This is a genomic window from Ferrovibrio sp. (assembly GCF_029255545.1).
In the GTDB taxonomy this organism is placed as follows: domain Bacteria; phylum Pseudomonadota; class Alphaproteobacteria; order Ferrovibrionales; family Ferrovibrionaceae; genus Ferrovibrio.
In genome coordinates this window covers 1-22,060 of the sequence record NZ_JANLJJ010000033.1, presented here as the reverse complement: position 1 = coordinate 22,060, position 22,060 = coordinate 1, and the positions used below count along the sequence as shown (strand labels likewise).

Here is a 22,060-nt window from a genome sequence, read left to right as displayed (position 1 = left end):
GAAGCGCTTGGCCGCGTCGAGGAGACCGTTAAGGAACATCCTGGCAGCAGCCTGCTGGCGGCCTTTGCCGCTGGTGCGGTGCTGACGCTGTTGCTGCGTAAATAATGCTCAGCCCTCTGATAAGCCTGTTGCCTGGCCTGCTGCCAAGATTGCTATTGGGCAGTATGCAGGCAGCCGCCTCGCGACGGCAACGGCAGCGTATTGCTGCCGTTGCCAGTCTTGGGGTGATCGGCTGCGCAGCTCTGTTGACCGCCTTCATGCTGTTCGGCTGGGCCCTGTTTCTGGCCTACGGCGCCCTCATGCTGCCTGCATGGGCCGCGCTGGCGGCCGGGGCCACGCTGATCGGCATGATCGTGTTTCTCGGTATCGTGGTGACGCTGGTCTGGCGCTACCGGCCCAGCCATGGCCTGCAGGATGACATGGAGAAACTGCGCAGGCAGATCGAACCGCTGGCACGGGAACACCCATTGGCAGCCATCGGGACTGCTGCCGGGCTGGGAGTCCTGATGATATCGCTTCTGCGGCGGTAGTCCGCCGGCATCAAAAAAGGCGCAGATTACAATCTGCGCCTTTTTATGTTCCCGGGATCTGGCCTAGCAGGCTCAGAACGGGATTTCGTCGTCCAGGTCGTCGCGCCGGGCCGGTGAGCCGCCTCCCGAACGGCCGCTGCCAGAACCACCGCCGCCGAATCCGCCCGAGGACCCGCCGCTGCCGTAATCGTCGCCACCTGAGGACCCGCCGCCCTCGCCGCGGCCATCCAGCATGGTCAGCTCACCACGGAAACGCTGCAGCACCACCTCGGTAGTGTATTTCTCAGCACCATCCTTGTCGGTCCATTTCCGGGTCTGCAGCGAACCTTCAATGTAGACCTTGGAGCCCTTTTTCAGGAACTGCTTGGCGACCTTGACCAGATTTTCGTTGAAAATCACCACCCTATGCCATTCGGTGCGCTCTTTGCGCTCACCCGAGGCCTTGTCGCGCCAGGTTTCCGAGGTGGCCAGGGAAAGCTGGGCAATCTCTTCGCCCGACTGCATGCTACGGATCTCGGGGTCGCGCCCTAGATTCCCGACCAGGATCACCTTGTTGACGCTGCCAGCCATATCTTAACCCCTATCCGTTCACGAAGTGATCTTATATCATGTGAATGGCGTATAGTGAAGAACTGTCCTGAAAAGCGCAATATTCGGCCCCCCAGAGACTCGGCGCAAAAAACCATGCAGAAGTTCATTTCGGTCCGCGGTGCCCGTGAGCACAACCTCAAGAATGTCGATGTGGACATTCCCCGTGACAAGCTAGTCGTCCTGACCGGCCTGTCCGGCTCCGGCAAGTCCTCGCTGGCTTTTGACACGATCTATGCCGAGGGACAGCGGCGTTATGTCGAATCCCTGTCGGCCTATGCGCGCCAGTTCCTGGAACTGATGCAGAAGCCGGATGTCGATCACATCGATGGCCTCAGCCCGGCAATCTCCATCGAGCAGAAAACGACCTCGAAGAACCCGCGTTCCACGGTGGGCACCGTAACCGAAATCTACGATTACCTGCGCCTGCTCTATGCCCGTGTCGGCGTGCCCTATTCACCCGCCACCGGCCTGCCGATCGAGAGCCAGACGGTCAGCCAGATGGTTGATCGCGTGATGGCCATGACGGAGGGCACGCGCCTGTACCTGCTGGCTCCTATCGTGCGCGGCCGCAAGGGTGAATACAAAAAGGAGCTGCAGGATCTGCTGAAGCGGGGCTTCCAGCGCGTCAAGGTGGACGGCAAGCTGCACGAGATCGCCGAGGTCCCGGCGCTGAACAAAAAGCTGAAGCACGATATCGAGGTGGTGGTCGACCGCGTGGTGGTGCGTGACGGCATCCAGACCCGCCTGGCGGATTCCATCGAGACCGCGCTAGGCCTGGCCGACGGTATCGCCTTCGCCGAGAATGCCGACAAGGACGAGCGCACCATCTTCTCGGCCAAGTTCGCTTGCCCGGTTTCCGGTTTCACCATTGAGGAGATCGAGCCGCGACTGTTCTCGTTCAATAGCCCGCATGGCGCCTGCCCGACCTGCGATGGGCTCGGATCGAAGATGTATTTCGACGCTGCCATGGTGGTGCCAGACGAGAATATCAGCCTGCGCGATGGCGCCATCGTACCCTGGTCGCGCGCCGCCACGCCTTCGCCCTATTACCTTCAGACCCTCGAAGGTCTGGCCAAGTTCTACAAATTCTCGCTGGCGGCTCGCTGGAAGGAACTGCCGGCCAAGACACGCAAAGCCATCCTGCATGGCTCGGAAGACGATATCGTGCCGATCACCTATGACGACGGCATGCGCACCTACACGGTGAAGCGGCCGTTCGAAGGCGTACTGCCCAATCTGGAGCGGCGCTGGCGCGAAACCGAATCCGACATGATTCGCGAGGAACTTTCGCGCTATCAGTCGCAGACCGCCTGCGAAACCTGCGGCGGCTATCGCCTGAAGCCGGAGGCCCTGGCGGTGAGGGTCGGCGGTCTGAATATCGGTCAGGTCTGCGAATTCTCCATCCTCGATGCCCGGCAATGGTTTCTCGATCTGACCAGGAAACTGAAGCCGAAGGAAAAGGATATCGCCTCGCGCATCCTGAAGGAAATCAACGACCGCCTCGGCTTCCTGGTCAATGTCGGCCTCGATTACCTGTCGATGTCACGATCATCCGGTACGCTCTCGGGCGGCGAAAGCCAGCGCATCCGCCTGGCTTCTCAGATCGGCTCGGGCCTGACGGGCGTGCTGTATGTGCTTGACGAGCCTTCAATCGGCCTGCATCAGCGCGACAATGCCAAGCTGCTGGAAACCCTGGTGCACCTGCGCGACATCGGCAATTCCGTGCTGGTGGTCGAGCATGACGAGGAAGCGATCCGCACCGCCGACCATGTGATCGACATGGGCCCGGCGGCAGGCGTGCATGGCGGCGAGATCATCGCCGAAGGCACGCCGGAAGACATCATGGCCGCCAAAAAATCGATTACCGGCCAGTATCTCACCGGCGTCCGCTCCGTGCCGGTGCCCAAACAGCGCCGCAAGCGCGTTGCCAACAAAACCCTGAAGGTGATCGGCGCCAGGGCCAACAACCTGCAGAACATTTCGGTTGAATTTCCACTAGGCATCTTCACCTGCGTCACCGGCGTATCTGGTGGCGGCAAGTCGACCCTGACCATCGAAACGCTGTTCAAGGCGATTTCACGCAAGCTGAACAACAGCCGGGAAATCCCCGGCGCTCATGACCGCATCGAAGGCCTGGAATGGCTCGACAAGATTGTCGATATCGACCAATCGCCGATCGGCCGCACGCCCCGCTCCAACCCGGCCACCTATACCGGTGCCTTCGGGCCAATCCGTGACTGGTTCGCTGGCCTGCCCGAGGCCAAGGCGCGCGGCTATGCGCCCGGCCGCTTCTCGTTCAACGTCAAGGGCGGCCGCTGCGAGGCCTGCCAGGGCGATGGCCTGATCAAAATCGAGATGCATTTCCTGCCCGATGTCTACGTGCAATGCGACGTCTGCAAGGGCAAGCGCTATAACCGCGAGACACTGGAAATCCACTACCGTGACAAGTCGATCGCCGATGTCCTCGACATGACCGTGGAAGACGGTGCCCAGTTTTTCAAGGCGGTGCCGACCATCCGCGAGAAACTGGAAACCCTGGAAAAGGTTGGACTAGGCTATATCAAGATCGGCCAGTCGGCCACGACCCTGTCGGGCGGTGAGGCGCAGCGCGTCAAACTGGCCAAGGAATTGTCCAAGCGCGCGACCGGCCGCACCCTCTATATTCTCGACGAGCCGACCACCGGCCTGCATTTCGAGGATGTGCGCAAGCTGCTCGAGGTGCTGCACACCCTGGTTGAGTCCGGGAACACCATGATCGTAATCGAGCATAACCTCGAGGTGATCAAGACCGCCGACTGGATCGTTGACATGGGCCCGGAAGGCGGCAGCGGCGGTGGCCGCGTTGTTGCCCAGGGCACGCCGGAAGATGTCGCCAAGGTGAAGGAAAGCTATACCGGCCAGTATCTGAAAGACTATCTCAAGCCGGCGGTGCAACGCGCCGCCACTCCTGCCAAGAAGGCCCGCCGCGATGCGGCGGAGTAACCGCAAAAAAGGGAAACCCTATCCATGATTACCCGCAAGGCGCTGACCCTCGACGATGTCCAGAAAATTGCCGCCGGAGCCGAGGCCGAGGCGAAGAAGAATGACTGGAAGGTCAGCATCGCCATCACCGATGATGGTGGCCACCTGCTACATTTCCAGCGCCTTGACGGCGCCCCCATCCAGTCGACCTGGATCAGCCAGGGCAAGGCCAAGGCCGCCGCTTTTGCCCGCAAGCCGACCAAGGCACTGGAAGAGATCGTCGGCAACGGCCGCAATGCCTTCCTCTCGGTCCCTGATCTGGTGCTGCTGGAAGGCGGCGAGCCGGTCATGGTGGATGGCGTCTGCATTGGCGGCGTGGGCGTTTCCGGCGTGAAATCGTCGGAAGATGCCGAGGTTGCCCGCGCAGGCATTGCCAGGCTGCCGGGCTGAGTTCTTCCGTTTTCGCCATGCCGGCCGGCCGCCAGAAAAAGATCCCGAAGAAGATTACCCCCGGGTATCTTGAAAAAGCGGCGCTGTTCTATCTCGAACGCTACAGCAGCTCGGCGCAGAATCTGCGCCGAGTTCTCGAGCGAAAGGTGAAACGCTCGATCCAGGAGCATGGCTCACCAAGCGAAGGCGAAGCTGCTGGCTGGATCGCCGATCTGATCGCAAAGCTGCAGCGCTCCAACCTGCTGAACGACCAGGCCTATGCTGTTGGTCGGGTCCGTCGGCTTTATGCCGAAGGAAAATCGCTTGGTCGCATCAGGCAGACCCTCGCTATCAAGGGCGTCGGCCGTGATGATGTGGCGGCGGCGCTGGAACGCCTGCAGGATGAGAGCCATGCGCCGGTCTCTGACCTGCCGGCAGCAGCCGCCTTCGCCCGGAAGCGCAAATTGGGTCCTTATCGCGCCGACCCGGAGGAACGCCGGGCCATGCGGCAGAAAGACCTCGGCGCCCTGGCGCGTCGCGGTTTCAGCCAGGCGATTGCAACGAAGATTCTGAGCGCCGACAGCGTCGCCGCGCTCGAGGAGATTATCCATGACGCAGAATAAGCCCATCCATATCATCGGCGGCGGCCTGGCCGGCTCGGAAGCCGCCTGGCAGGTCGCACGTCTGGGCGTGCCCGTGGTGCTGCATGAGATGCGCCCGGTGCGCAAGACCGATGCTCATCAGGGTGACGGCCTAGCCGAGCTGGTCTGCTCCAATTCCTTCCGTTCCGACGATGCCGAAAGTAACGCGGTTGGTCTACTGCATGAGGAGTTGCGGCGCTGCAATTCGCTGATCATGCGCGCGGCCGATATCGCCAAGGTCCCGGCCGGTGGCGCATTGGCGGTCGACCGCGATGTCTTTTCAGCAGAAGTCCAGAAAGCCATCGAAGCCGAGCCGCTGATTACCCTGCAGCGTGAGGAAATCGCCGGCCTGCCTCCGGCCGATTGGGACAGCGTGATCGTCGCCACCGGCCCTCTCACCTCCCCGACCCTTGCAGAAGCGATCCGCAACCTGACCGGTGAGCAAAGCTTGGCCTTTTTCGATGCGATCGCACCGATTGTCCACAAAGACAGCATCGACATGGACAAGGCCTGGTTCCAGTCGCGTTACGACAAGGTGGGACCCGGCGGCAGCGGCGAACAAGGTGAAGGCGCCGATTACATCAATTGTCCCTTCGAGAAGCCGAATTACCTTGAATTCCATGCCGCCCTGCTGGCGGCCGAGAAAACGGAATTCAAGGACTGGGAAAAGAACACGCCGTATTTCGAGGGCTGCCTGCCGATCGAGGTGATGGCCGAGCGCGGCCCGCGCACGCTGACCTTCGGCCCGATGAAACCGGTCGGCCTGATCGATCCACGCACCGGACGCAAGCCTTATGCCGTGGTGCAATTGCGGCAGGATAACAAGCTCGGCACGCTCTACAACATGGTCGGCTTCCAGACCAAGATGAAACATGCCGAGCAGGTGCGCGTTTTCCGTATGATCCCGGGCCTGGAAAATGCGCAATTCGCCCGCCTGGGCGGCATCCACCGCAACACCTTCCTCAACTCGCCCAAGCTGCTGGATGTGCAACTGCGACTGAAGGCCATGCCGAGCCTGCGCTTTGCCGGCCAGGTCACCGGCGTCGAAGGTTATGTGGAAAGCACCGCGATTGGCCTGATTGCCGGCCGCATGGCCGCGGCCCAGCGTCTGGGCGGCGAGCAGGTGCCCCCGCCGCCAACTACGGCGCTTGGCGCGTTGCACAGCCACATCACCGGCGGTGCCGACGCAAAACACTTCCAGCCGATGAACGTGAATTTCGGGCTGTTCCCGCCACCGCCCGGCGATGTGCGCAAGGACGACCGCAAACGCTTCTTAAGCCGCCGCGCCCTGGCCGATCTAGGCCAGTGGCTGAACGGCAAAACCGCCGCGGCAGCCTAAAACCGCCCGCGCAGAGAAGCCCAGAGCAGCGCCATCTGCCGGCGCAGCGGCGTCACGGCCGTTTCTGCGGCAATGGCATCATAGTGCTGTCGTGCCAAAGCCCGCAGATGTAATCCGGCAAGCGTTACCGGCAACACAGCCGGCAGCGTGGTGCGCGGCAGGCGGTGTTGCCGCGCCACCTGCAGCCTGCGCCCAGCCTCTTCCGCAACCTCGGCCAGCACGGCGGCAAGACCGGCGCTCACATCACGCTGATGCATGTCATCCGGCGTCAAGCCGTGGGCGCCAAGCAGAGCAGCCGGCAGCATCACGCGCTTCTGCGCCACCAGATGCGGCGTGGCGCGCAGCAGTCCGGTGAGCGCATAGGCAATGCCTGCCTCCCTGGCTACCGCCGACGGCAATGTGGCCCCGAGTTGTTGTGCCGCCAGCCTCATCAGAGGAGCAGAACTGACTTCCGCATATTCCAGGAGCGCGGCCATATCAGCCGGCGGGCTATCGGCCATGTCGATCTCGCGCGCATCGATCAGCGCCAGAACATCGACTTGATCCAGAGCGCGGCAATGGGCATGCAGCGCCAGGACGACCGGATGGTTCCGTGGTTGGTCAGCAACGATCCCTGCCCAGGCTTCCCGCCACCATTGCAGGCGAATCTGACCGATCATCGGTTGACTGACGGCTTCGCGAGCCCGCGCGATTTCGGCATTAAAAGCATACAGCGCCAGCAGACCCGGCCGACGGGCATCAGGCGCAAACAGCGTGGTCAGCCAGCGATCCGGATCGGCACGGCGGACTTCCCGGCTGCAATATTGATCAGGTGATTCGGTCATGCCACGGCTGGTTGAATTCCGGAAGATCGCTTGTCGCCACCGAGATTTATGATAGCCTCTGGCAGCGAATCGAAAGCATGAGAATCGCAGCGGTGTTGCACGCGGATGGCGCGAGTCGCATCTCTTGCTGTGATCTGCCTCTGCGTCGGGGAAGCCAGCATAACGAACGGCAACAACCGTAAACACCGATAAGGAACGCATCATGGCAAAGATTCTTGAAAATCTCTACAAGGCGCTCGGCGCAGGCGTCGTTCTGGCGCTGATCCTGTTTTTTCTGATCCATCGCAGCTTTGACACGGCATTCCTGAGTTTCTTCTTCCGCTGGCTGCACGTCCTGTCGGGCATCCTGTGGGTCGGCCTGCTCTGGTATTTCAATTTCGTCCAGATCCCGACCATGCCGAAAATTCCCGCCGAACTGAAGCCGGCGGTGGGCAAGTTCATCGCTCCCGAGGCCCTGTTCTGGTTCCGCTGGGCGGCTCTAGCCACTGTCGTCACCGGACTGGTGCTCTCAGTGCTTAACGGTTACGGCCATCAGGCCTTCATGCTGCAGGAAGGCAGCCGCACCATCGGTATTGGCATGTATCTCGGCCTCTTCATGGCCGCCAATGTGTGGTTTGTGATCTGGCCGAATCAGAAGAAGGCTCTGGGCATCGTGCCTGCCGACGATGCAGCCAAGGCCAAGGCGGCACGCTTTGCCATGCTGGCGTCGCGCACCAACTTCGCGCTGTCGATCCCGATGCTGTATTGCATGGTGGCGCAGCAAAATGGCGGCGCCTGGTAATCAGGCCTAGACGGGTATGAGGGCGGCGGCTACCCGTCGCCCTTCCCCCATCAGCAGGTTATAGGTGCGGCAGGCCGCGCCGGTATCTAGCGCCTCGATCACCAGACCCATGGCGCGAATTTGCGCCCGCAGTTCTTTATCGATGAACACCATGCTCGGGCCGCAGCCGATCAGCAGCAATTCTGCGGCTGGCTCAACCTCGAATGCCGGGGCCAACGAGTCGATGCTCAGCATGCCGATATCGGTGATGCTCCAGGGCAGCGTCTGGCTGGGGAAGACCAACACGGATTCGGTCCAATGCCGGCCCGAGATACGGAAACCACCATCGCCATAGGCGTTGATCACCTGCCGGTCGGCCGGAATACGGGGCAGCAGGTCCATACCCTGCCTCCGGCCTACGGCCGCTGTGGTGCGGCCTTGGCCGCAGCCTCGGCGGCCTTCTTCTGGCGCAACCACTTCTCACCGGTCAGCAGAACCAGCGGCGCCGCGATGAAGATCGACGATGACGTGCCAACCACGATGCCAAACAGCATGCCGATCGCAAAAACCTCGACAGCCTCTCCCCCCATGAAGGCCAGCGGTATCATAGCCAGGAAGGTGGTCATCGAGGTGAAGATGGTGCGTGACAGCGTTTCGTTGATGCTGAGATCAATCAATTCGCGTAGGGGCATGGTCTTGTATTTGCGCAAGTTCTCGCGCATGCGGTCATAGACCACCACCTTGTCATTGATCGAGTAGCCGATGATGGTCAGTACCGCCGCCACGGCCGTAAGCCCGAACGGTAACTGCGTAACAGCAAAAAAACCGACCATCTTGGTAATATCCAGCAGCAGCGTAACCAAGGCAGCGAAGGCAAACATCCATTCGAAACGAAACCAGATGTAGATGGCAATGCCGGCCAGAGCCAGCACGACAGCCAGCAGGCCGCTTTGGAACAGCTCTGCGCTAACCTTGCCGCCCACCACCTCGACGCGGCGGACTTCCGCGCCCGGATAAGCGGAGGTCAGTTCACTACGCACCTTTTGCGCCGCCAGATTCTGCGCCTCGTCCGACTCGCCCTGTCGTTCCAGCCGGATCAGCACGTCGCGCGAGGATCCGAATTCCTGCAGCGCGACTTCACCCAGATTGAGGCCGCCGATCTGGCCGCGCAACGCGCCGAAATCGGCCGCCTGCGGCAGGCGCACTTCCATCAGGATGCCACCCTTGAAATCGATGCCGTAATTCAGGCCAGGATAGAAGAACAATACAATTGACGCTATCGACAGGAAGGCAGATACCGCCAGGCCGGCGAAGCGGCCTTTCATGAACTTGATGTTGGTCTTTTCCGGAACCAGACGCAGACGGAACATGGCGCGGCTTCCCTTACACAGCCAATGATTTCGGCTTGGTTGATTTGAGCCACAGCACCATCATCAGCCGAACCACAGTGATCGCGGTAAACATCGAAGTGACAATGCCAACGGAAATTGCCACGGCAAAACCACGCACCGGCCCGCTGCCGACCGCAAACAGGATCGCCATGGCAATCAGCGTTGTCAGGTTTGAGTCTAGAATGGTGGAAAATGCGCGCGAAAAGCCGGCATCCAAGGACGCGATGACCGATTTCCCGAGGCGCGCTTCTTCTCGGATGCGTTCGTTGATCAGCACGTTGGCATCCACCGCCATGCCGATGGTGAGCAGGATACCGGCAATGCCGGGCAGCGACAACGTGGCCTGCATGGTCGACAGGATGCCGAGTATCAGCGCCAGGTTCAGCGTCACGGCAATAACGGCAAACACGCCAAACAGTCCGTAAGCGGCAATCATGAAAATATTGACCAGCACAAAACCAATGATAATGGCAATTATACCGGCCCGAATGGCATCCGCGCCCAAATCGGGACCGACCACGCGTTCCTCAATCACCTTGAGTGGCGCCGGCAGGGCGCCGGCACGCAGCAGAACGGCCAGGTCATTGGCTTCCGTGACGCTGAAATTTCCACTGATCTGACCTGATCCACCCAGGATCGGCTCACGGATCACCGGTGCGCTCAGCACCTTGTTGTCCAGCACGATGGCGAATGGCAGTCCAACAGACTGTTGAGTAATTTCGGCGAAACGCTTGCCGCCAACGGTATCGAAACGGAATGAAACGATCGGCTGGCCGCTGCGCTGGTCATAGCCGGCCTGGGCATCCACCAGGTTGTCGCCGGCAACTTCGACTTTGCGTTTGACCACGTAACGCTCAACCGGAGCATTCGCCACGCGGGGTTTGTCGCCTTCCAGGATCTCGGCGCCCGGCGGGGCCGGCATGTTCGGATCGGCATTCGTATCGACCATGCGGAAGGTCAGCTTGGCGGTGGTGCCCAGCAAGCGCTTGATACGCTCTGGATCGTCGACGCCGGGCAACTGGACCAGAATGCGATCACTGCCCTGCACCTGGATGGTGGGCTCGTTGACGCCAGTCTGGTCGATGCGCCGGCGAACGATTTCCATAGACTGCGCCACAGCCGAGCGGGCACGTTCGCGTACAGCCTGTTCCGACAGGGTCATCCGCACGACGCCTTCCGGAGAGATTTCAACCTGCAGGTCGGTGGCAGCGGCCCCAAGGCTGAAAGCCCCACCCTGCAGTGGCTGCCCCTGTTTGATCAGCAGTTCGCGGGCACGGCCCGCCTGGGCCGGGTCGCGCAAACGCAGGCTAACGACATTGCCACCCGCTATACCCAGATTGGTATAGCCGATGCGGTCTTTGCGCAGCTCTTCGCGGGTTCCCTCGACGATGCCTTCAAGGCGTTCACGCAGAACCGCGGATGTATCAACTTCCAGCAGCAGGTGTGAACCGCCACGCAAATCCAGGCCCAGATTGATCTGTGGCAGCTGCATCCATGACGGCAGGGTGGAAAGCTGCTGTTTGGACAGCAGATTCGGCGCTGCAGTGATCAGGCCTGCCAGCGTGACAAGCAGCACCAGAGCGGTTTTCCAGGGTGCAAAATAAAGCATCGGAATACCTCTTCAGCCAGCTCGGCAATCAAGCGAAAAGGCCGGAAGGAATAAAAAACCGGCGCTGCAAGCAGCGCCGGCAATCGGTCTATACTTCAGCCTGCCTTGGCTTCGGACTTGTCGTCATCGTCGACGTCACCGCCCTTCGAGCGGACTTCAGAAATGGTGCCCTTGACCACCTTCACCTTCACACCGTCGGCGATTTCGATCTGCACAACGCCATCTTCCTGCACTTTGGCAACCTTGCCGATAATGCCGCCCGAGGTGGTGACCACGTCGCCGCGCCGCACCGCCTCGATCATCGCCTTGTGTTCCTTCATCTTTTTCTGCTGGGGACGAATCAGCAGGAAATAGAAGACGACGAAGATCAGGACCAGCGGCAGCAGCGAGGTCAGCATGTCGGTGGTGCCGCCGGCTGCCTGCGCGTAGGCCTCGGAAATCAGCATGTAAAGCTCCCTGTATGATTGTTCGCCGGGTCGTCCGGCGCGAGAGGGGGACTATAGCGGCGGGCGGTCGGATTGCAAGTATCTCTCCCCTTCCCGCCGGGGGTAATCCGGAATGGAAAATTCATATATTTCAATTGCCTGCGACGGTCAGCCGCGGCCTCCGGACTGGTCGGAACGACCCTTTCCCCCTATAATCCAGCCCATGCATATCCTGACCATTGAAGGCATGAGTTGCGACGCCTGCAAGCGGGCGATCAGCAATGCGATCAGCAACGCCGCCCCCGGCCTCGCCTTCGAGGTCGACCTGCCGCGGAAACAGGTTCGATTCCGGGATCTGCCAACCGATCGCCAATCCGTGGTGCGCAACGCCATCCGGGATGCCGGCTACGGTATCCTCGACAGTGACCAGGCCTGATGGTTTCCCGCCTTCCCTGCCATAATTTGCGGTAGATCAACGCGGCTGCAGCCTTCGGTGGCATCCTGTTGTGCAGACGCAACAGGAGACCGTCCATGCAGGAGGCTATCACTATCATTCGCGCCGAACACCGTACGCTTGCGGCGGTGCTACAAGGCTTGCTCAGTATCGTTGATAGCCTGGAGCGGCAGAGCGTAAAACCCGATTTCGGCTTACTGTTCGCGATGCTCGCATACATCGATGAATTCCCTGACCGCTTTCATCACCCGAAAGAAGACCAGTACCTGTTTCGCCAACTCCGCCTGCGGGCACCAGATGCGGTCGGACTGCTGGACGCGCTTGAAACCGAGCATAAACAGAATGGCGAGTTGATGGCCGGCCTGCGGCGGGCCCTGAAACGTTTCGAGCAGCATCCGGGAAAGCCGGAGGCTCGCGAGAATTTCCGCAAACTGGTCAAGCAGTATGCCGAATTCCACTGGAGCCACATGCGTCTGGAGGAAGAGCAGGTCTTTCCTCTGGCGGAAGCACGGCTGAATGCGCAGGACTGGGCCGATATCAATGCGGCCTTCCGCAGCAACAGCGATCCCCTGATCGGCTCCGGCGCCAAGGATCACTATCAGGATATGCTGAGCAAAATCGTCAGCCGGGCACCCGCACCGATCGGAGTCGGCGCCAGGTGGAGTTGAGTTTCCTTACGATACTGGCGATGGCTCAGCCTTCAGCCAGTGAAGAGCTGCGGGGGGATCCGCGAATATCCGATGCCGGCTGTCGGGGAACATTGTACTGACCGCCCTCACCAACAAGGAAAACAGTGGATCTCGCGTGATGTACGCAACCCGCGAACTCGTTGTTTGCTGTCGCCCCCAATCTGTCATCTGGCTGATTGCTCGGAGCGATGACCAATCGACCCGACCCTGGAATTTACGGGCATCCACCAAGGTTGGCATGCCGGGCTGTAGCCAGCCCCGCGTCAAGCCGTGAAGAATTGCATCGTGCAGCAACTGGCCTGCAGGCGCGCCAACCACGACAACGGCCAGGATATTTTTCTGGACTTGGATGTGAACAAAGTCGCTGCTGTTACCGAAGCGTATTTCGGGAATCTCGTAATCACCGCCGCCTGCCTGCATCACACGCCTGGAAATGGTTAATTTCCCGCATAGTATGTGATCAGCGGAGTTTATGACATTGCACCAATGGCTTATCGCCACATCCTGCAATATTGGTGCACTACGACTATCGAACGATTCGGGGAAGAATAAATGGTCGGAGCGGCGGGATTTGAACCCACGACCCCCAGTCCCCCAGACTGATGCGCTACCAGGCTGCGCTACGCTCCGACCGAGCCGATCGCCAGCGGCCAGGATAAGCAGGCGGCGGGCAATCGGGCGGCGCGCACTATAGCCAGCAGCCCCCCATGGCGCAACCACGTCAAGCTATTGAAATATCGACACTGCGATCAACGATTCTGCCGCATCACGATGTCGGCATGGATGCCTTCCAGCTCTTTCAGGCAGGTTTTCAGCGCCTGGCGCAGGCTGCCCATGTCGTTGAGCAGGTCAAAGGGCATGCCGATCTGGCGGTCCTGTCCGGCTGGTTTTGTCGCCCTAAAGCCGGAAGCCCCGGTTGCAGGTGTTGCCAGCGTCTTGTCTTGCTGGGCGCGTGCGCGTACCGCCTTAGCCAGTCCGCCCTCGCGCAGCAATTTCTGCACGCCGCGGATCGTATAGCCCTGATCGTGCAACAGGATGCGGATTTCGCCCAGCAGCGCGATGTCTTCGGTACGGTAATAGCGCCGACCGCCGTTGCGTTTCACCGGACGAATCTGATGGAATTTCTTTTCCCAGAACCGCAGAACATGCTGCGGTAAATCGAGCTGGTCAGCGACTTCGCCGATGGTGCGAAAAGCAGCGCCGGCCTTGGCTTTTGCTGTTGCCGGCTGTTTTATTCCCTTGGTCTTGTGATCGAGGCCGTCTGCCATGAATACCCGTAACCTGCCGGCAAATCTCAGGTAGCGGCCTTAGCCTGCTGGCTTGCCGCATGCATGCCGGCGTTGATCTTTTCCTTCAGCACATGGCTGGCGCGGAAAACCAGTACCTTGCGCGGATCGATGGGCACTTCCTGGCCGGTCTTCGGGTTGCGCCCCATGCGCCCCCCCTTCGAGCGGACCTGGAAGGTGCCGAAAGAGGAGATCTTCACCATATGGTCGGCGATCAGGCTGTCGATGATTTCGTTCAGCACGGTTTCAACCAGCTGGGCGGACTCGCTGCGCGACAGCCCGACTTCCTGGTAGATCGCCTCGCTGAGTTGCGCCCGCGTCAAGGTGTTACCGGTCATCACCAACGCCCCCTTTTGGCAAATTTTATTGTGAGGACGCTAACTTAACCCCAGCCAGCCGTCAATAAGACCTTGGCCGAATCGCCAGCGCGGCTGGCGGGAAAAACATGAGAAACACCACTTTGGGGAGAGATTACCAGCGGACCAGGGCGCTGCCCCAGGTGAAACCGCCGCCCATGGCTTCCAGCAGCAGAACATCCCCCTGCTTGATCCGGCCATCGGCCACCGCCTCGGCCAATGCCAGCGGCACCGAGGCTGCCGAGGTATTGCCATGGTGATCGACCGTGAGGACCACCCGGTCGGTGGTCATGCCGAGCTTGCGGGCGGTGCCATCGATGATGCGTTTGTTGGCCTGGTGCGGCACCAGCCAGTCGATCTGCTCGGGCTTCATGTTGACAGCCGCCAAAGTCGTTTTAACGACATCTGCCAGATTGACCACGGCATGGCGGAACACTTCCTTGCCATGCATGCGGACATAACCCGTCGTCTGCGTGCTGGACGGCCCGCCATCGACATACAGCAGGTCGTTGTGACGGCCATCGGAATGCAGATGCGTGGTCAGTACGCCCCGGTCATCAGTTGTGCCCTTGCCCTCTTCCGCGCGCAGCACCACAGCACCGGCGCCATCGGCAAACAGCACGCATGTCGTGCGGTCGGTCCAGTCCAGGATGCGCGAAAAGGTTTCCGCGCCGATCACCAGCGCCGTCTTGACCTGCCCAGCCTTGATGAAATTGTCAGCCGTGGCCAGCGCATAAATGAAACCCGAGCAAACGGCCTGCACATCGAAGGCAAATCCCCGGGTCATGCCCAGTTCCGCCTGCACGCGACAGGCAGTGGCCGGAAAAGTCTGGTCCGGCGTGGCCGTGGCAAGGACGATCAGATCAATATCGGCGCCAGTGAGGCCCGCATTTTTTAGTGCGGCCTGGGCGGCCTTGATCGCGAGGTCCGAGGTTTTTTCATGATCGGCGGCGATGTGGCGCTGCCGGATGCCAGTGCGTTCAACAATCCATTCGTCGGACGTATCGACCATCTTTGCCAGGTCGGCATTGGTCAGGATTCGCTCTGGCAGATAGCTGCCGCACCCAACGACGACTGAGCGAATCATGATACCCCCGCACGCGACTCTTGCTGTTCTGTTTGATTGGCCTCGCCTGCAGCCGTTTGGGCCGTCAGGGAGTCGGCGAAGGCGCCAGAGAAGTCGGCTTTGATCCGCTCGATCAAGCGATCCTGCGCCATATCGATGGCAACTTCCAGCGCCGCTGCGAACCCGACATCGTCCGTGCCGCCATGACTTTTGACGACAATACCGTTCAGGCCCAGCAACACGCCGCCATTATAAAAACGAGGATCCATGCGGTCGCGCAGCATCGCCAGGCCGGAACTGGCAAACAGATAGCCAATCCTGGTGAAAATCGAACGCTGAAACGCGGAGCGCAGCAGCGACGCCATCAATTTCGCCGTGCCCTCAACGGTCTTCAGCGCAATATTGCCGGTGAAGCCATCGGTAACAATCACATCAACTTCGCCGCCGGCAATATCGTTGCCCTCGACGAAACCGACGAATTCGAAGGGGGGCTTGGCAACCGCGCGCAGCATTTCGGCCGCGGCCTTCACCTCGTCATGGCCCTTCACATCTTCGACGCCGACGTTCAGCAACCCAACGCGCGGCCGATGCCGGCCCAGCGCCGAATGCGCCAGATTGGCGCCCATGACGGCAAACTGCACCAGATTGCGGGCGTCGCATTCGACATTGGCGCCAAGGTCGAGGACGACGGTTTCGCCCTTCATCGTCGGCAGGAACGAGGCAATCGCGGGCCGTTCAATTCCCGGCAGCGTGCGCAGTACGAATTTGGCCATCGCCATCAACGCGCCAGTGTTGCCGGCCGATACGATGGCATGCGCCTCGCCATTAGCCACGGCATCGATCGACAACCGCATGCTGGTATTGCGGCCACGGCGCAATGCCTGGCCCGGCTTGTCTTCGCTGGCGACCTTCTCGGCTGTGTGCCGCAATTCGCAGCGCTCTTTCAGCGTCGGAAAGCGGCGCAGCAAAGGCTCTACCTGTCCAGCGTCGCCGAACAGGATAAACTTCACCTGCGGGAAACGCGGCAGCAATGCCGCAGCGCCCTTGATCACCATATCAGGAGCGTGATCGCCCCCCATGGCATCGAGCGCAATGGTTAAGGCCGCGGTCACACCGTTGCCCTTACCGATCCAATGCCTGTGCCTGAATGGCTCAGGCGGCAGCCGTCTTCGCAACCACCTCGCGGCCGTCATAATGGCCGCAGGCACCACAAACGTGATGCGGGCGCTTCAGCTCGCCGCAATTCGAGCATTCGACATAAGCACTGCCTTTCAGCGCATCATGCGAACGGCCCATGTCGCGCTTCGACTTGGACTTTTTCTTCTTCGGAACAGCCATGACACATCTCTCTCACTATTCGCGCGCTGCGGGCCCGCATGCGCGTCGACCGCTTCGGCTCAGAATCCCCGCCTATATACTCTTGGCGCGCCCGGGGACCAAGCGCTTTCCCTCAATCCTTTTTTCCCGCCTTCAGCTTCGCCAGCGCGGCAAAGGGGCTGATTTTGGCCTCCTCCTCTGCGTCCTGACGATAGCCCTCCGGCAGGCCCGCTCCGGGCTTGCGCGGATACGGATCCAGCGCCAGGGCCAGTTCCTCGGCCACCACGGCGCCGGCATCGATCTGCCCGCCTTCAATCGGATCAACCGGATCCTCGGCATCTGGATCCAGCCATTCCGCTTCGTCCTCGCCCAGATCGGCCTCCGGCGCAATCATGTCGGCCGGAGCAAACCGGCGGACAAAACTCTCCGTGACCCGCTGCCGGACCGGTTCGAGCGACACGACACAGGTCTGCTCGACTTCGGCGTCGATCTCGCCCTTGACCAGATACTGTCGGCCGACTGCCGGATCAGGCAGAAGCCTGACCTTCGCCGCCAATGACAACACGGCCGGAATACGAAACCGCCGTGCCAGGGCTGCACGGGCATGCTCATTAGCCGTCAGTACCAGCGTCAGGCCTTCGGGACCAATCCGGTCAACCTCGACGACATGGCTGAATTCGTTGCCAGGCGCGCCTTTCGACACGGCTTATCCTCTTGATTCCAACCGGGGGCGGTCAAGGCGGCGGAACATAGGGGCTTGCCGCCCCCCGGTCAACCGCTTTGTCCGGCCCAATCTCAGCCCGATATGACGGGAAAAGCGAGGTTTCCCGCCAGTATTTCGGTATCCGGCTGGGCCGTCAGGTTGTTATCCGCCTGCCGTATATAGGCAGCAACCGCCGCCAGGGCCGGCGCATCCGGAGGCAGCTTGCCAGCATAGAGGTTCCGGGCCAGGGCTTCGCACAGGGGCCCGTCACCCTGGGCCTGTAGACTTGCTTCGTAGGATTCGACCCGGCCATAGAAGGCCTGGGCCATGGCTTTGACCTTCTTGCCCACACTGAGGTCGCCGACCCCGATTTCCCGCAGGTTGCTATCCATATCGGCAAACATCAGGTCGAAAAGCTGCTGGCTGAGTTGCTCTGCCGGGGGGCCGATCCGCCGCAGACGGCGCATCACCAGGAAGCTGTGCAGCACGATCATGTCGAATCGGCCATCCAGGCTGTCCGGCACGCCATGGTCGCGGTAGAAGCCCCCATGGCGTGATTGCGCGACGATGTTGCGATAGAGGGCTACGGCCCGGGCGTCGGGCTGTTTTCCAGCAAAAATTGATAAAATTCTAGCAAGCATATGATTTTACGACACAATATTGACAAGGCCGGGCCGGACATTTGCCTTTCGGAGCGACAGAAGATAGTATGCCGCCCTCGTTAGAGCGAGTCTTCTGCCATGCTGAACCGTTTCCGCAGCGGCCTTCTGGCCGCCGCTGTTTTCCTGACATTCGCCGCCTGTGCCCCGCGCCAGGATTATCGCGGCGCGACCATTGAGGAAGACAAGCTGAAGCAGATTCAGGTTGGCACGACAACCGAAGCCCAGGTTGGCGCCCTGCTCGGTTCACCATCAACCGTGTCGACCTTTCCCGATTGGGGCGTGACCTACTACTACATCTCGAGCGAAACCGAGGCCGTTGCTTTTCTTGCCCCTGAGCTGATTGACCAACAGGTCCTGTCCATCGCCTTCGACAAGGACAGCAAGGTGAAGGACATCAAGCGCTATGGCATGAAGGACGGCAAGCCAGTCGCCTTTGTGGAGCGCGAGACGCCGACCCGTGGCAAGGAGCTCACAGTGCTGGAACAGCTGTTCGGCAATTTCGGCCGATTCAGCAAAGAGGCGAACGGCAGCAAGTAGCGGTTTTCGACTAGTTGCGCTGGCTGACGCTGGCTTCAGCAAAGGTCGCCATGCCAGCATGACAGGCCACGGCGGCTTTTAGTAGACCGATGGCAACCGCAGCCCCAGCCCCCTCGCCCAGCCGCATCCCCAGATCCAGCAACGCCGCCTTCTGTAATTTGGCCAGCAGTTGCCGGTGTCCCGGCTCTGCCGAAACATGTCCGGCAAGGCAATGATCCAGACCCGCTGGGTTCAGGCGAGCCAACACGCCCGCCGCCGCACCGACCACAAAACCATCCAGCAGCACCGGGACCGACTGTAAACGCGCCATCAGTACGGCGCCGAACAGGGCGGCCAGTTCGCGGCCACCAACCCGACACAAGGCTTCCAATGGGTCACCCAAGGTTTCGCCATGGAATTTGAGTGCAGCATCGACAACGCTGATCTTGTTGCTGAGCGCATCACCACTGACGCCGGTTCCCGGCCCAACCCAGCTTGCGACGTTGCCGCCAAACAGGGCTGCTGCCAGGGCTGCGGCCGCTGTTGTATTGCCGATTCCCATCTCGCCCGGAATCAGTAGATCGCATTGTGCAGGCACCGCGGCGGCACCAGCATTGACCGCAGCCAGGCATTCGGCCTCATCCATTGCTGCGCTGATCGTGAAATCCCTGGTTGGCCGATCCAGATCGAGTGCGGCAACCGACATGGTCGCGCCGTGCAGCCTGGCAAGCTGGTTAATCGCGGCTCCGCCACGCTCGAAATTCGCCACCATCTGTACCGTGACATCGGCGGGATAGGCAGATACCCCGCGGGCCGTGACGCCGTGGTTTCCGGCAAAGATCGCAATGCGAATGGCTTCCAGCCGGGGCATCGCCCGATGCTGCCAGCCGGCCAGGTGAAAAACGCACTCTTCCAGGCGGGCCAGCGCACCGGCGGGCTTGGTGAGTTCACCATCCCGCGCACGGGCCGATGCAACGGCGGTAATATCGGCATCAGGAAGACTGGCCGCAGCGGCCCGGATGGCTGCAATATCTCGGAACGGTTGCGTCATGGGTTCGTTCTGCCTGCCAAGCGTCGTCGAGACGGGGTTGGCGTGCTATAAGCCACCCAAGCCCGGATCGCAACGGACCATGAGCAGCACACCCCCCGATTCGCCTGACAATCATCAACAACCGCGCCGTCGCCATCAATGGTTCAGCGACCTGCGGCTTGCGCTGATGCTCCTGACACGCTTGCCAATGCCGCGCGTGAACGATGCGGCAGGGGATGTTGCGCACGCTGCCTGGGTATTCCCCGTTGTGGGAATTCTGGTCGGTCTGGGTGGCGGCACGATCTTTTTCATTGGCAACCGGATTGGCCTTGGCATCTCGACAGCAGCCCTGCTGGCAATCGGGGCGCAGGTATTGCTGACTGGCGCATTGCACGAAGATGGCCTGGCGGACACGGCGGATGGCTTTGGTGGTGGCCACAGTCGCGATCGCAAACTGGAAATCATGCGCGACAGCCGCATCGGTACCTATGGTGTAATCGCATTGCTGGTCGCCCTCAGCCTGCGTTTTTCCGCCCTGCAGGAACTGGCGAGCAATCTACTGTCCGTCAGCGACGAACTCGATGAAACCATCAGCCATACCGGGGCGGTCATCGTCGCGCTTGTTGCTTCCGCCGCCCTGTCGCGAGCCGCCATGGTCGTCACCTGGTATCTGCTGCCGCCCGCCCGCCAGGATGGCCTCGCTGCCGGCAGCGGCGCCGTACCGCTTGGCTCAGCCCTGGCCGCCCTGATCCTGGCAGTTGCCATCGCCTTCCTGCTGCTGCCGGGAATGGCATTCCTGTTTGCCTTGGGCGCCGTGGCAGTCCTGGCTCTTGGCATGGCATATCTCGCCTACCGCCAGATCGGGGGTCATACCGGCGATGTCCTGGGTGCCGTACAGCAGGTGACGGAAATCGCCGCGTTACTGGCGATCAGTGCCGCGACAGTGCCAGTCTAAGCCAATAAAGAAAAAGGGCCGGGTTGCCCCGGCCCTTCCCATTCCGATACGGAACGCTGAGATCAGCCGTGCGCCAGCACGGCGAGCAGCAGCAGCGCGACGATGTTGGTGATCTTGATCAACGGGTTCACGGCCGGACCAGCCGTGTCCTTGTATGGATCGCCAACGGTATCGCCGGTCACAGCGGCTTTATGGGCGTCTGAGCCCTTGCCGCCATGATGGCCTTCCTCAATATATTTCTTCGCGTTGTCCCAGGCGCCGCCACCGGCCGTCATCGAGATGGCGACGAACAGGCCGGTGACGATCACGCCGAGCAGCATGGCGCCGACCGCGGCGAAAGCCGCAGCCTGGCCGGCGATCCAGGAGATCACGAAGTACAGGACAATCGGGCTGAGTACGGGCAACAGGCTGGGGATGATCATCTCCTTGATCGCCGCCTTGGTCAGAAGATCGACCGCCTTGGAATAGTCCGGCTTGGCCGTCCCTTCCATGATGCCAGGGATTTCCTTGAACTGCCGCCGCACTTCGACAACGACTGAGCCAGCCGCACGGCCAACTGCCGTCATGCCCATGGCACCGAACAGATACGGCAGCAGACCACCGATCAGCAGACCGACAACCACATAGGGGTTGCTCAGGCTGAAGTCGATAGTGACGCCCTTGAAGAAGTACTTCAGGTCTTCTGTGTAGGCGGCGAACAGCACCAGCGAGCCGAAGCCCGCCGAACCAATGGCGTAGCCCTTGGTAACGGCCTTGGTGGTGTTGCCGACCGCGTCGAGCGCATCGGTTGTCTTGCGCACGTCCTTCGGCAGGTCCGACATTTCGGCGATGCCGCCGGCGTTGTCGGTAACCGGGCCATAGGCGTCGAGGGCAACGACCATACCAGCAAGCGCCAGCATGGTGGTTACCGCGATGGCGATACCAAGCAGGCCAGCCAGCATGTGGGTCCCGATGATGCCGGCAACGATGAACAGCGCCGGCAATGCCGTCGCCTCCATCGAAACCGCGAGGCCCTGGATCACGTTGGTGCCGTGACCCGTGGTCGAGGCCTGCGCCACGCTCCGTACCGGCCGGTATTCCGTGCTGGTGTAATACTCGGTCGCCCAGACAATCAGGGCCGTGACGACAAGACCAACAATGCCGCACCAGAACAGATTCTGGGCGGTGAAGGTCTTGCTTCCCGCGGTGAACTGCACGTCCATGCCGCCCAATACCCAGGAGGTGATCGGCCACAAGACGATGGCCGACAGAACGCCGGTCACGATCAGGCCCTTGTACAGCGCGCCCATGATGTTCTGGCTGCTGCCGAGGCGGACGAAGTAGGTCCCGATCACCGAGGTGATGATGCAGGCGCCCGAGATGACCAGCGGATAGGCCATGAACTTGGCCACCACCGCAGCGTCGGCGGCGAAGTAGATCGAGGCCAGAACCATGGTGGCGACGATAGTCACCGCATAGGTCTCGAATAGATCGGCAGCCATGCCGGCGCAGTCGCCGACATTGTCGCCCACGTTGTCGGCGATCAC

The 22,060-nt window shown here is 61.1% G+C and carries 26 protein-coding genes and 1 tRNA gene; 11 read left to right on the top strand and 16 right to left on the bottom strand.

Annotated features, from left to right (window positions below):
* Window positions 1-128 precede the first annotated feature (128 nt).
* Window positions 129-530: a hypothetical protein gene (locus Q1J79_RS06130; protein ID WP_300297973.1), complete on the top strand. Its 402-nt coding sequence runs from the start codon at window positions 129-131 to the stop codon at window positions 528-530.
* A 72-nt stretch (window positions 531-602) separates the two neighbouring features.
* Here Q1J79_RS06130 and ssb read toward each other — a convergent pair whose 3' ends face one another.
* On the bottom strand, window positions 603-1,100 hold the full coding sequence (gene ssb / locus Q1J79_RS06125; protein WP_300297971.1) for a single-stranded DNA-binding protein: 498 nt from the start codon (window positions 1,098-1,100) through the stop codon (window positions 603-605).
* A gap of 114 nt (window positions 1,101-1,214) precedes the next feature.
* On the opposite strand from ssb, the gene uvrA reads away from it, so the two are divergent.
* The 4 genes from uvrA to trmFO are packed head-to-tail and all read left to right on the top strand — an operon-like array spanning window position 1,215 to window position 6,491.
* The gene (gene uvrA / locus Q1J79_RS06120) at window positions 1,215-4,103 is read left to right on the top strand and encodes an excinuclease ABC subunit UvrA (protein WP_300297968.1); all 2,889 of its coding nucleotides are present in this window, start codon (window positions 1,215-1,217) and stop codon (window positions 4,101-4,103) included.
* A gap of 24 nt (window positions 4,104-4,127) precedes the next feature.
* Window positions 4,128-4,532 (top strand): heme-binding protein, encoded by a 405-nt coding sequence (locus Q1J79_RS06115; protein ID WP_300297965.1) that lies wholly within the window; start codon window positions 4,128-4,130, stop codon window positions 4,530-4,532.
* A 17-nt stretch (window positions 4,533-4,549) separates the two neighbouring features.
* Window positions 4,550-5,134, top strand: a complete 585-nt coding sequence (locus Q1J79_RS06110; RefSeq protein WP_300297963.1) for a RecX family transcriptional regulator — start codon at window positions 4,550-4,552, stop codon at window positions 5,132-5,134.
* Window positions 5,121-6,491 carry a methylenetetrahydrofolate--tRNA-(uracil(54)-C(5))-methyltransferase (FADH(2)-oxidizing) TrmFO gene (trmFO, locus tag Q1J79_RS06105; protein WP_300297960.1) on the top strand — a complete coding sequence of 457 codons (1,371 nt, stop codon included), beginning with the start codon at window positions 5,121-5,123 and terminating at the stop codon, window positions 6,489-6,491. The genes Q1J79_RS06110 and trmFO overlap by 14 nt, the downstream gene beginning before the upstream one ends.
* Here the strand turns inward: trmFO and Q1J79_RS06100 are convergent.
* Window positions 6,488-7,519, bottom strand: coding sequence for a squalene/phytoene synthase family protein (locus Q1J79_RS06100; RefSeq protein WP_300297957.1), 1,032 nt, complete (start codon window positions 7,517-7,519; stop codon window positions 6,488-6,490). The genes trmFO and Q1J79_RS06100 overlap by 4 nt on opposite strands.
* Between Q1J79_RS06100 and Q1J79_RS06095 the strand changes: the two genes are divergently transcribed.
* Entirely contained in the window at window positions 7,518-8,096 is a 579-nt protein-coding gene (locus Q1J79_RS06095; RefSeq protein WP_300297954.1) for a urate hydroxylase PuuD, read from the top strand. The genes Q1J79_RS06100 and Q1J79_RS06095 overlap by 2 nt on opposite strands.
* Before the next feature lie 6 nt (window positions 8,097-8,102).
* Here Q1J79_RS06095 and Q1J79_RS06090 read toward each other — a convergent pair whose 3' ends face one another.
* The 4 genes from Q1J79_RS06090 to yajC all read right to left on the bottom strand — a co-directional run bounded on the left by Q1J79_RS06090 (window position 8,103) and on the right by yajC (window position 11,521).
* Window positions 8,103-8,477, bottom strand: a complete 375-nt coding sequence (locus Q1J79_RS06090; protein WP_300297951.1) for an Mth938-like domain-containing protein — start codon at window positions 8,475-8,477, stop codon at window positions 8,103-8,105.
* A gap of 14 nt (window positions 8,478-8,491) precedes the next feature.
* Window positions 8,492-9,445 carry a protein translocase subunit SecF gene (secF, locus tag Q1J79_RS06085; protein WP_300297949.1) on the bottom strand — a complete coding sequence of 318 codons (954 nt, stop codon included), beginning with the start codon at window positions 9,443-9,445 and terminating at the stop codon, window positions 8,492-8,494.
* Window positions 9,446-9,458: 13 nt separating this feature from the next.
* On the bottom strand, window positions 9,459-11,075 hold the full coding sequence (secD, locus tag Q1J79_RS06080; protein WP_300297946.1) for a protein translocase subunit SecD: 1,617 nt from the start codon (window positions 11,073-11,075) through the stop codon (window positions 9,459-9,461).
* A 95-nt stretch (window positions 11,076-11,170) separates the two neighbouring features.
* Window positions 11,171-11,521: a preprotein translocase subunit YajC gene (gene yajC, locus Q1J79_RS06075; protein WP_300297943.1), complete on the bottom strand. Its 351-nt coding sequence runs from the start codon at window positions 11,519-11,521 to the stop codon at window positions 11,171-11,173.
* 202 nt (window positions 11,522-11,723) lie between these two features.
* Here yajC and Q1J79_RS06070 point away from each other — a divergent pair, with 202 nt between their 5' ends.
* From Q1J79_RS06070 to Q1J79_RS06060, 3 genes are all read left to right on the top strand, one after another.
* Entirely contained in the window at window positions 11,724-11,936 is a 213-nt protein-coding gene (locus Q1J79_RS06070; protein WP_300297941.1) for a heavy-metal-associated domain-containing protein, read from the top strand.
* A 95-nt stretch (window positions 11,937-12,031) separates the two neighbouring features.
* Window positions 12,032-12,622, top strand: coding sequence for a hemerythrin domain-containing protein (locus tag Q1J79_RS06065; protein WP_300297902.1), 591 nt, complete (start codon window positions 12,032-12,034; stop codon window positions 12,620-12,622).
* Window positions 12,623-12,928: 306 nt separating this feature from the next.
* Complete coding sequence (locus tag Q1J79_RS06060) at window positions 12,929-13,084, top strand: hypothetical protein (protein ID WP_300297900.1); 156 nt, start codon at window positions 12,929-12,931, stop codon at window positions 13,082-13,084.
* Between the two features lie 112 nt (window positions 13,085-13,196).
* On the opposite strand, the gene Q1J79_RS06055 is transcribed toward Q1J79_RS06060, so the two are convergent.
* The 8 genes from Q1J79_RS06055 to Q1J79_RS06020 all read right to left on the bottom strand — a co-directional run bounded on the left by Q1J79_RS06055 (window position 13,197) and on the right by Q1J79_RS06020 (window position 18,012).
* A tRNA-Pro gene (locus Q1J79_RS06055) sits at window positions 13,197-13,273 on the bottom strand.
* Window positions 13,274-13,392: 119 nt separating this feature from the next.
* The gene (locus Q1J79_RS06050; protein WP_300297898.1) at window positions 13,393-13,911 is read right to left on the bottom strand and encodes a MerR family transcriptional regulator; all 519 of its coding nucleotides are present in this window, start codon (window positions 13,909-13,911) and stop codon (window positions 13,393-13,395) included.
* Window positions 13,912-13,937: 26 nt separating this feature from the next.
* Window positions 13,938-14,267 (bottom strand): integration host factor subunit alpha, encoded by a 330-nt coding sequence (locus Q1J79_RS06045; RefSeq protein ID WP_300297894.1) that lies wholly within the window; start codon window positions 14,265-14,267, stop codon window positions 13,938-13,940.
* A gap of 133 nt (window positions 14,268-14,400) precedes the next feature.
* Entirely contained in the window at window positions 14,401-15,375 is a 975-nt protein-coding gene (locus Q1J79_RS06040; RefSeq protein ID WP_300298080.1) for a beta-ketoacyl-ACP synthase III, read from the bottom strand.
* Window positions 15,369-16,544, bottom strand: coding sequence for a phosphate acyltransferase PlsX (gene plsX, locus Q1J79_RS06035; RefSeq protein ID WP_367182962.1), 1,176 nt, complete (start codon window positions 16,542-16,544; stop codon window positions 15,369-15,371). The genes Q1J79_RS06040 and plsX overlap by 7 nt, the downstream gene beginning before the upstream one ends.
* Window positions 16,504-16,689, bottom strand: coding sequence for a 50S ribosomal protein L32 (gene rpmF, locus Q1J79_RS06030; protein ID WP_300297891.1), 186 nt, complete (start codon window positions 16,687-16,689; stop codon window positions 16,504-16,506). Before rpmF ends, plsX begins: the two co-directional genes overlap by 41 nt.
* A 112-nt stretch (window positions 16,690-16,801) precedes the next feature.
* Entirely contained in the window at window positions 16,802-17,371 is a 570-nt protein-coding gene (locus Q1J79_RS06025; protein WP_300297888.1) for a DUF177 domain-containing protein, read from the bottom strand.
* Between the two features lie 92 nt (window positions 17,372-17,463).
* Window positions 17,464-18,012, bottom strand: a complete 549-nt coding sequence (locus tag Q1J79_RS06020; protein ID WP_300297886.1) for a ubiquinol-cytochrome C chaperone family protein — start codon at window positions 18,010-18,012, stop codon at window positions 17,464-17,466.
* Window positions 18,013-18,111: 99 nt separating this feature from the next.
* On the opposite strand from Q1J79_RS06020, the gene Q1J79_RS06015 reads away from it, so the two are divergent.
* Window positions 18,112-18,570: an outer membrane protein assembly factor BamE gene (locus tag Q1J79_RS06015; RefSeq protein WP_300297883.1), complete on the top strand. Its 459-nt coding sequence runs from the start codon at window positions 18,112-18,114 to the stop codon at window positions 18,568-18,570.
* Window positions 18,571-18,580: 10 nt separating this feature from the next.
* Here the strand turns inward: Q1J79_RS06015 and cobT are convergent, their stop codons facing one another.
* A complete protein-coding gene (gene cobT, locus Q1J79_RS06010; protein WP_300297880.1) occupies window positions 18,581-19,600 on the bottom strand; it encodes a nicotinate-nucleotide--dimethylbenzimidazole phosphoribosyltransferase in 1,020 nt (339 codons plus the stop codon).
* On the opposite strand from cobT, the gene cobS reads away from it, so the two are divergent.
* Complete coding sequence (gene cobS, locus Q1J79_RS06005) at window positions 19,599-20,534, top strand: adenosylcobinamide-GDP ribazoletransferase (RefSeq protein ID WP_300297877.1); 936 nt, start codon at window positions 19,599-19,601, stop codon at window positions 20,532-20,534. The two genes, cobT and cobS, sit on opposite strands and share 2 nt — an antisense overlap.
* A 62-nt stretch (window positions 20,535-20,596) precedes the next feature.
* On the opposite strand, the gene Q1J79_RS06000 is transcribed toward cobS, so the two are convergent.
* The coding region (locus tag Q1J79_RS06000; RefSeq protein WP_300297874.1) for a sodium-translocating pyrophosphatase at window positions 20,597-22,060 on the bottom strand (1,464 nt) is incomplete at its 5' end.

Coding starts and splice junctions, on each gene's coding strand:
- ssb (WP_300297971.1), bottom strand. CDS start 1,100: ATGGCTGGCAGCGTCAACAAGGTGATCCTGGTCGGGAATCTAGGGCGC.
- uvrA (WP_300297968.1), top strand. CDS start 1,215: ATGCAGAAGTTCATTTCGGTCCGCGGTGCCCGTGAGCACAACCTCAAG.
- Q1J79_RS06115 (WP_300297965.1), top strand. CDS start 4,128: ATGATTACCCGCAAGGCGCTGACCCTCGACGATGTCCAGAAAATTGCC.
- Q1J79_RS06110 (WP_300297963.1), top strand. CDS start 4,550: ATGCCGGCCGGCCGCCAGAAAAAGATCCCGAAGAAGATTACCCCCGGG.
- trmFO (WP_300297960.1), top strand. CDS start 5,121: ATGACGCAGAATAAGCCCATCCATATCATCGGCGGCGGCCTGGCCGGC.
- Q1J79_RS06095 (WP_300297954.1), top strand. CDS start 7,518: ATGGCAAAGATTCTTGAAAATCTCTACAAGGCGCTCGGCGCAGGCGTC.
- Q1J79_RS06100 (WP_300297957.1), bottom strand. CDS start 7,519: ATGATGCGTTCCTTATCGGTGTTTACGGTTGTTGCCGTTCGTTATGCT.
- Q1J79_RS06090 (WP_300297951.1), bottom strand. CDS start 8,477: ATGGACCTGCTGCCCCGTATTCCGGCCGACCGGCAGGTGATCAACGCC.
- secF (WP_300297949.1), bottom strand. CDS start 9,445: ATGTTCCGTCTGCGTCTGGTTCCGGAAAAGACCAACATCAAGTTCATG.
- secD (WP_300297946.1), bottom strand. CDS start 11,075: ATGCTTTATTTTGCACCCTGGAAAACCGCTCTGGTGCTGCTTGTCACG.
- yajC (WP_300297943.1), bottom strand. CDS start 11,521: ATGCTGATTTCCGAGGCCTACGCGCAGGCAGCCGGCGGCACCACCGAC.
- Q1J79_RS06070 (WP_300297941.1), top strand. CDS start 11,724: ATGCATATCCTGACCATTGAAGGCATGAGTTGCGACGCCTGCAAGCGG.
- Q1J79_RS06065 (WP_300297902.1), top strand. CDS start 12,032: ATGCAGGAGGCTATCACTATCATTCGCGCCGAACACCGTACGCTTGCG.
- Q1J79_RS06050 (WP_300297898.1), bottom strand. CDS start 13,911: ATGGCAGACGGCCTCGATCACAAGACCAAGGGAATAAAACAGCCGGCA.
- Q1J79_RS06045 (WP_300297894.1), bottom strand. CDS start 14,267: ATGACCGGTAACACCTTGACGCGGGCGCAACTCAGCGAGGCGATCTAC.
- plsX (WP_367182962.1), bottom strand. CDS start 16,544: ATGACGGCCGCGAGGTGGTTGCGAAGACGGCTGCCGCCTGAGCCATTC.
- rpmF (WP_300297891.1), bottom strand. CDS start 16,689: ATGGCTGTTCCGAAGAAGAAAAAGTCCAAGTCGAAGCGCGACATGGGC.
- Q1J79_RS06020 (WP_300297886.1), bottom strand. CDS start 18,012: ATGCTTGCTAGAATTTTATCAATTTTTGCTGGAAAACAGCCCGACGCC.
- Q1J79_RS06015 (WP_300297883.1), top strand. CDS start 18,112: ATGCTGAACCGTTTCCGCAGCGGCCTTCTGGCCGCCGCTGTTTTCCTG.
- cobS (WP_300297877.1), top strand. CDS start 19,599: ATGGGTTCGTTCTGCCTGCCAAGCGTCGTCGAGACGGGGTTGGCGTGC.
- cobT (WP_300297880.1), bottom strand. CDS start 19,600: ATGACGCAACCGTTCCGAGATATTGCAGCCATCCGGGCCGCTGCGGCC.